Annotated in this window: 6 protein-coding genes; 4 read left to right on the top strand and 2 right to left on the bottom strand. The window is 39.9% G+C overall.

What is annotated here, in order from left to right:
* Positions 1-101: 101 nt before the first annotated feature.
* From ACZW67_RS13885 to ACZW67_RS13870, 4 genes are all read left to right on the top strand, one after another.
* Positions 102-380, top strand: coding sequence for an FAD assembly factor SdhE (locus ACZW67_RS13885; RefSeq protein WP_201550054.1), 279 nt, complete (start codon positions 102-104; stop codon positions 378-380).
* Between the two features lie 28 nt (positions 381-408).
* Positions 409-867, top strand: a complete 459-nt coding sequence (locus tag ACZW67_RS13880; protein WP_465183741.1) for a hypothetical protein — start codon at positions 409-411, stop codon at positions 865-867.
* 268 nt (positions 868-1,135) lie between these two features.
* Positions 1,136-1,849, top strand: coding sequence for a YidB family protein (locus ACZW67_RS13875; RefSeq protein WP_465183740.1), 714 nt, complete (start codon positions 1,136-1,138; stop codon positions 1,847-1,849).
* Positions 1,850-2,170: 321 nt separating this feature from the next.
* Positions 2,171-3,628: an anion permease gene (locus ACZW67_RS13870; RefSeq protein WP_465183739.1), complete on the top strand. Its 1,458-nt coding sequence runs from the start codon at positions 2,171-2,173 to the stop codon at positions 3,626-3,628.
* 309 nt (positions 3,629-3,937) lie between these two features.
* On the opposite strand, the gene ACZW67_RS13865 is transcribed toward ACZW67_RS13870, so the two are convergent.
* Positions 3,938-5,083 (bottom strand): regulatory protein RecX, encoded by a 1,146-nt coding sequence (locus ACZW67_RS13865; protein WP_465183738.1) that lies wholly within the window; start codon positions 5,081-5,083, stop codon positions 3,938-3,940.
* A gap of 40 nt (positions 5,084-5,123) precedes the next feature.
* Positions 5,124-6,182, bottom strand: a complete 1,059-nt coding sequence (gene recA, locus ACZW67_RS13860; RefSeq protein WP_197101585.1) for a recombinase RecA — start codon at positions 6,180-6,182, stop codon at positions 5,124-5,126.
* Between the last annotated feature and the right edge of the window lie 900 nt (positions 6,183-7,082).

Below are 7,082 nucleotides of genomic sequence, written 5' to 3'. Positions count from 1 at the left end.
ATACTATAAGTGTTTTATACTTTATTTAAAGAAATAAAAAACGATTTTAGAAAAATCTAAATATACCATTAAAAACTATTTAAATTGACGAAGGTAGCTTTATGACCACCACACAACCAGAACCAACCAATGAGCAACGCCGTATTATTTATCAAGCCCGCCGTGGACTCAAAGAGTTAGATTTTTATATTGATCCTTATGTCAAAGAACTATATTTGACAGCGTCACCTGAAGAGCAAAACACATTTGCAGAAATGTTGACTCACGAAGATCCTGATTTATTAGATTATTTCACCAATCAAAATCGTCCAGAAAACGAAGACATATGGGCGCTAGTGAATAAAATTAAAACATGGCGTCATACCAAAGATTTGGCTTAATGCTTTATATTTACTGTGGCACTCAAATATGACTATGGCAACTTCATTACGTATTGATACTGCTATTCAGCCTACTAGCTATTTGCGCGTATTGTTTTATATGAGTTTGACGAGTGCTATGGTTATACTTGCATGGCTAGCTTCTCTAAACGTATGGCAGTATGTCGTTATCTTAATAGTGACAGCAGCGGTTACTGGGTATTTGATATTATCACGGCCCGTACTATTGCATATGAGCCAACCGCCCCTGAGTCAGCGTGTTGATAGAGGGTGGCAGCTGATGATTAGGACGAGTCGCGGTGATGAGCTGTGGCAGGCACAAATGGTCAATGTCCATAATTATCGGTGGGCGATGAACTTTGAGTTCGATATTGTAGAACCCTATCAACGTTCTCTATCAATGACCATATTTCGTGATCAAGTGAGCGCCAAGCAATGGCAAGAATTGAATATTTTAGCCAATGTGAGCTCTGCTAAAAGCAAGTAGGTGGTTATTATTTCAGTCCTTGAATGGCCGTTTTGGTATTTTAGCTCTTTCAATTTTAGCTTTTCGTCATAAGGTTGATGAATGACCACAGGCTATAACAAAAAAAATCTCTCGATCATGAAAGCAGTTTCTTATGTCACAAGATAATAATGAAGTATAAAGTTTAAAAGTCCTGTACAGTTGTCAGATACTGATTAAACTTTAGTATGTTAAAACAGAGTGGTGGTTCTCTGATGATAAATAATATGATGAAAAAAAGGAGTAGAGTATGAGCTTGTTAGGGAGTTTAGTGAGCCAAGTTGCCCGTAGTGCGATGAATCCAGAAAGTACACAGCGTAATTCTACCGATCAAAGCGTGAACTCGCGTGGTACTGGTGGTTTGGGTGATATATTGGGCAGTGTATTAGGTGGAAGCAATCAGACAAGTGCTAATAATTCACAAAATAATCGTCAGGCCGATAATGGTTTTGGTTTGGATGATATTCTGGGTGGTCTGACGGGAAGCACTCAAAGCGGAGGTATGAGCTCAGGTGCTGGTGGCTTAGGAGATATCTTAGGCAGTGTATTGGGTGGTGGTCAAAAGCAAAGTGGCGGCTTTGGTGGTAAAGGCATGCTGATAGCTGCATTGATGCCAATGGTACTTAGTTGGATCAAGCGCAATGGCGGCTTGAGTGGTGCACTATCAAAAATTACTGCTATGGGTCACGAAAGCAAAGCACGCTCTTGGATGAGTAGTCAAGAAACTAACGATAACCTTGATACTAATGATATCAATCATTTGTTTGATGAAGATGAAATCAAACAAGTAGCTGCGCATACCGGTGCCAATGATGCAGAAGTACGTCAGGGTCTCGCTGAACTACTGCCTGAAGTGATGAATCAGTTAACACCAAATGGTAACTTAGATACTGAAAATGAAGCCAATGAAGAGATTGAACAAATCATTAGCCAATTATCTAACCGTCTTGGTAATTTCAAATAGTCTCTTATAAAAAAATTGCTATTTGCAAAATTAGACATATCGGTGAAAATATAACAAAAAAACAGCCTGTCACTAGATGGGCTGTTTTTTTATGGCTTATATATATGAATATCATATTTAGCAGAACAGTTGTCACTAACTTGTTTTTTAATCTAAATATATATGTTAAAAACAGTAAACAATAACGTAAGAATTCTATAAATCTTATAAAATAGCTAAGATGACAACTTAAGTGATGACGGTAATACCTGTCACACTAAGAGTATTGAATGAAAGGTATATCCATTTGTTCGTTCAATGATTTTATAAGGATTATTATTTATGCCATTTAAGCCTGTTCAAGCGGCTATCGCTATTTTAGTTGGTTTGATAATTTGGTTTGTCATCCCAGTGCCGACGGGTGTCACACCAGAAGCGTGGCATATGCTGGCACTATTCATCGCGACCATTGTTGCTATCATAGGAAAGGCATTACCTATTGGTGCTATTGCTATTATTGCCGTGACTTTAGTGGCACTGACAGGCATCACAAGTGATAGTCCACAGCAAGCCATTAGCGATGCCTTATCAAGCTATTCAAGCCCTTTGATTTGGCTAATTGGTATTGCAGTCATGATATCGCGTGGGTTGATAAAGACAGGATTGGGTCGCCGTATCGCTTATTATTTCATCTCTATCTTTGGTAAAAAAACCATTGGCGTGGCTTATTCTTTAGCTGCTGCTGAGCTGATGGTCGCACCTATCACACCATCTAATACGGCACGTGGTGGCGGTATTATTCATCCGATTATGAAATCCATTGCACAAAGCTTTCATTCGACGCCAGAAGAAGGGACTCAAAATAAAATTGGTCGCTATTTGGCGATGGTGAATTATCACGCCAACCCTATTACTTCTGGTATGTTTATCACTGCTACTGCGCCCAACCCTTTAGTCGTAGAGCTGGTGAATAAAGCGACTGGTGGTGATATTCAGCTGTCGTGGACGACATGGGCAGTGGCGATGTTTATCCCTGGTATGCTGTGTCTGATAGTCATGCCATTAGTTATTTACCTGATTTATCCTCCTGATGTCAAAGCAACACCTGATGCCAAAAAATTCGCAAAAGATAACCTAACAGAAATGGGTCAAATCAGCACCCACGAAAAGATAATGCTCGGTGTATTTGGTCTTATGTTGGTATTGTGGGCTAATATTCCTGCGTTAATTTTGGGTGAGCAGTATAGCGTTGATGCCACCACAACCGCCTTTATTGGCCTGACGACATTGATATTGACTGGTGTATTGACGTGGGATGACATTCTAAAAGAGAAGTCTGCATGGGACACCATTGTTTGGTTCGGTGCACTTATTATGATGGCCGCTTATCTGAACAAGCTTGGTTTGATTAGCTGGTTCGCGGGCAATATTGAGTCTCTCATTGGGACGACTGGGGTAGGTTGGATAGGCGCAGTGACAATTCTGACCTTAGTCTATCTATATATACACTATTTTTTCGCTAGTACTACCGCTCACATTACCGCGCTATTTGCCGCATTCTATGCGGTTGGCCTGACATTAGGCGCGCCACCAATGTTATATGCCTTAATCTTAGCTGCAGCGGGTAACATCATGATGACGTTGACCCATTATGCGACTGGTACGGCACCGGTGATTTTTAACTCTGGCTATGTGACGCTAAAAGAGTGGTGGAGCATTGGTGCGATTATGAGCGTGGTTAACTTAGTCATTTGGATAGGTGCTGGTTTAATTTGGTGGAAAGTGCTTGGCTATTATTAATAATCCATCTAAATCTATAGTCATTCCACTATAAAAGTATTACTACGTTAACCTCGCTTGAAGTATTTAATATACATCTACACTCGTTTGCCTTGTACTACTTTTAAATTGAATTGACTACATTGTTTTACCTAGGGCGTGTCTTCATTTTAAAAATGGTGATAAAAATTGCCGTCAAACAAGAAAAATAGCTAGTTAATATCTGGATATTAACTAGCTATTTGACGTAGTTTGGCAAGATTTAGCCCATTTAGATTAATATCGAGTGAATTGGAGACATGCCCTAGTCAATATATAGGTGAGTGTTGGCTAAAAACGCTCATCTAACGTGTCCAGCGTATAGTTAAGCGCGGCAAAACATATATCAGTATTGAATCCTCTATATTGTAGAAACCGCAGCTGCTTGGCTTTGTCTTTTTGTTCAATAGGTATGTCATCGCCGTATTTTTTGGTACGTGCTGTCACAGCCAGCTTCAGCCAATCTACACCATCAACCAAGTTCTCATCATTGTCATCTACAAACTCGCTAAATTCCTCTGACTCAGTATTAGCCATATCAATCAGCTCATCGATATTACCGGGCATAGTAATCTTCTTACGATAAAATTCTTGCTTAATACGACCGCGTCCACGGCCTTTACGAATATTTTCACGTATTAGCATTAGAGTAGTGCGGTAATCGCTTTGATAGCCTTTCTCCTCGAATTCATCAAGGAGCGCATCAACTTTCTCTGGATCTTGTTCCTTATCGATAAGTTTCTGCTTCAGCTCAGCTTTACCATACTCACGGCGCGATAAATAATAAAATGCCAACCAACGTAAGCGGCTTTCGGCTTTAATCGCATCGATCTCTGCTTGTTTCTGTTCAGGTGTACGCAAATAAGCTTTGAGAGCAGCTGGTATATTATCGTTTTGATTGTCTATGTCATTATCATCAATAGTCGAAAGCTCAGCTTCATTTTTTGATTTTGTAAAAGACGGATTAGTGCTATGACCAGTATCTGTTGCTAAGCTATTATCTGTCTCATCTCCATGAACGCTATGTTTGACCTCTGCTAGCATCTCTTTGATACTTTGCGCTTCAGGTGGCAGATAAGTAGGCACATCACTAGGCTCAGGGCTGAAGTTAGCCGCTGGATGGAAGCGTTTTTCACGTTTCTGACGCTTTTTAGGTTTGGAGGATTTTTGATTGATAGAGGAAGAGAAGAGTGGGTCGCTCGAGTCTATATCAGTAGTAGAGTCACTAATTAATGCGTCACTGGTCGACGAGTCATTGGCTATAGCGTTATTTTTATTTGAATAGGTAGGTCGCTTGCCATTTTTACGAGGTTTGTGCGGCTCATCTTTGTATGTGTACTTAGCAGGCTTAGTATATTTTTTTGGTTGGGCATTAGGAGAACTCGCTGAATCGGTGTCCGATTCAGCGAGTATTTCAGCTAAGGTTTTAATTTTCATAATAAATCATGATAATCGATAACAGTTATTGATCGTTCCGTTATTGTACAGGTTCAGCGCCTGATTTTTCATTGGCCTCGTCAGTCTTTTTATCTTTGGCACTCTTTTTTGACCCCAGTTTTTCGTCGCGAATCTTATCTTCGATTTCTTGAGCAATCACAGGATTCTCTTTTAAGAAAAGCACAGAGTTGGCTTTACCTTGACCGATTTTTTCGTCGCCATAGCTATACCAAGAGCCTGCTTTACCAACGGCTCCAATCTCAACGCCCAAATCAATGACTTCGGCTAAGTGATTGGTACCTTCGCCGTAAGTGATTTCAAATTCGGCTTGACGGAATGGAGGTGCCATTTTATTTTTGATGACTTTCACACGGGTTTGGTTACCGATGATTTCATCACCGTTTTTGACTGCACCGATACGGCGAATATCCATACGTACAGAGGCGTAGAACTTCAACGCGTTACCACCAGTTGTGGTTTCAGGGCTACCGAACATCACGCCGATTTTCATACGGATTTGGTTAATAAAGACCACCATACAGTTAGAGCGTTTGGCATTACCTGTAATCTTACGTAGTGCTTGGCTCATCAGACGTGCTTGCAGGCCCATGTGTGAGTCGCCCATCTCGCCTTCAATCTCAGCACGCGGCGTCAAGGCTGCAACTGAGTCAATAACGATCATGTCGATGGCCCCTGAACGAACCAACATATCGGTGATTTCAAGCGCTTGCTCACCATTATCAGGCTGAGATAGCAATAGCTCATCAGTGTTTACACCCAGTTTGCGTGCATAGACAGGATCAAGCGCGTGCTCAGCATCGATAAAGGCACAAGTACCACCTTGCTTTTGGCACTCTGCAATGGCTTGCAGAGTCATGGTCGTCTTACCTGAGCTCTCTGGGCCGTAAATCTCAACGATACGGCCTTTTGGTAGGCCACCAATCCCAAGGGCAATATCTAGGCCTAATGAGCCTGTCGATACGACATCGACATCCATGATGGCTGCGTCATCGCCTAAATGCATGATGGTGTTTTTACCAAACTGCTTCTCAATCTGACCGAGTGCTGCTTTAAGTGCTTTGGCTTTATTGTCGTCCATACTAGATTCCTTATTTTCAATCATTAATGTAAAACTATCAATTTCAGTGTTATACGTAATATATTTGTACGATAGAAAGTAGTGGCTCAATAGGGCGGGTTGCCACTTGAATAGGAAGAAGCGTTCAGCATCTACCTAGGATAAATAGGTTGTCATATAGATGATACAGACAGTAATAGTTAATATGTCACCTTACTATACAGTAAAATTAAATCGTGAGATAAGCAAAAATAAGTTCATAATCATCATATGTTGGCATGGCTATTAAGCCTTACTGTACCTGCATGTCACGAACATTTTCTCTTGAGTACTATTGATTGGGTAGAGTGATTATAACAAATTGCAAAGGCCATTTAGTGGGTCGAGTGACGATAGACGACATTAACTGTCGTATGATATATAGCTGATGGGTTGCCTAAAATAATGAAAATAGGAACTATTATTTTGGACAATATAATGGTACTGTTTGTCAATAGGCTTAAAGGTTGTCCACAGCAGATAAAGCCTAGAAATTCACGTATTGTGAAACATCGCTAGTGATGAGATTTTATTTTTAAAATATTAAAAATAATTTTAAGTGGTTATCATATTGGTATAAGTGTATGATTTATAAGTATTTTTTAATTGTACAAAAAATGAACGATTTTACCTCACCCTTTAAGCTATCTAGGGAAATCCTTGTCAAGTAGTTACTTATACACAGGGTTATCCACAGCTTATGGGGAGAACTCACCAAACCCTTATAGCATCGATGTTTGCGTAGATTATCGATATAGAATAATGAAGAATTAATACTATTGTCACAATTGACAAAATATATATTTAGCCATAAACCACATGCGAATGGCTATGTTTCACGTATTAATATTTTATAAGTTTTTTTTATAAAAGTAGTGAAAG

This window comes from Psychrobacter sp. TPE 89C, assembly GCF_055522395.1.
This window is presented reverse-complemented; position numbering and strand designations above follow the sequence as displayed.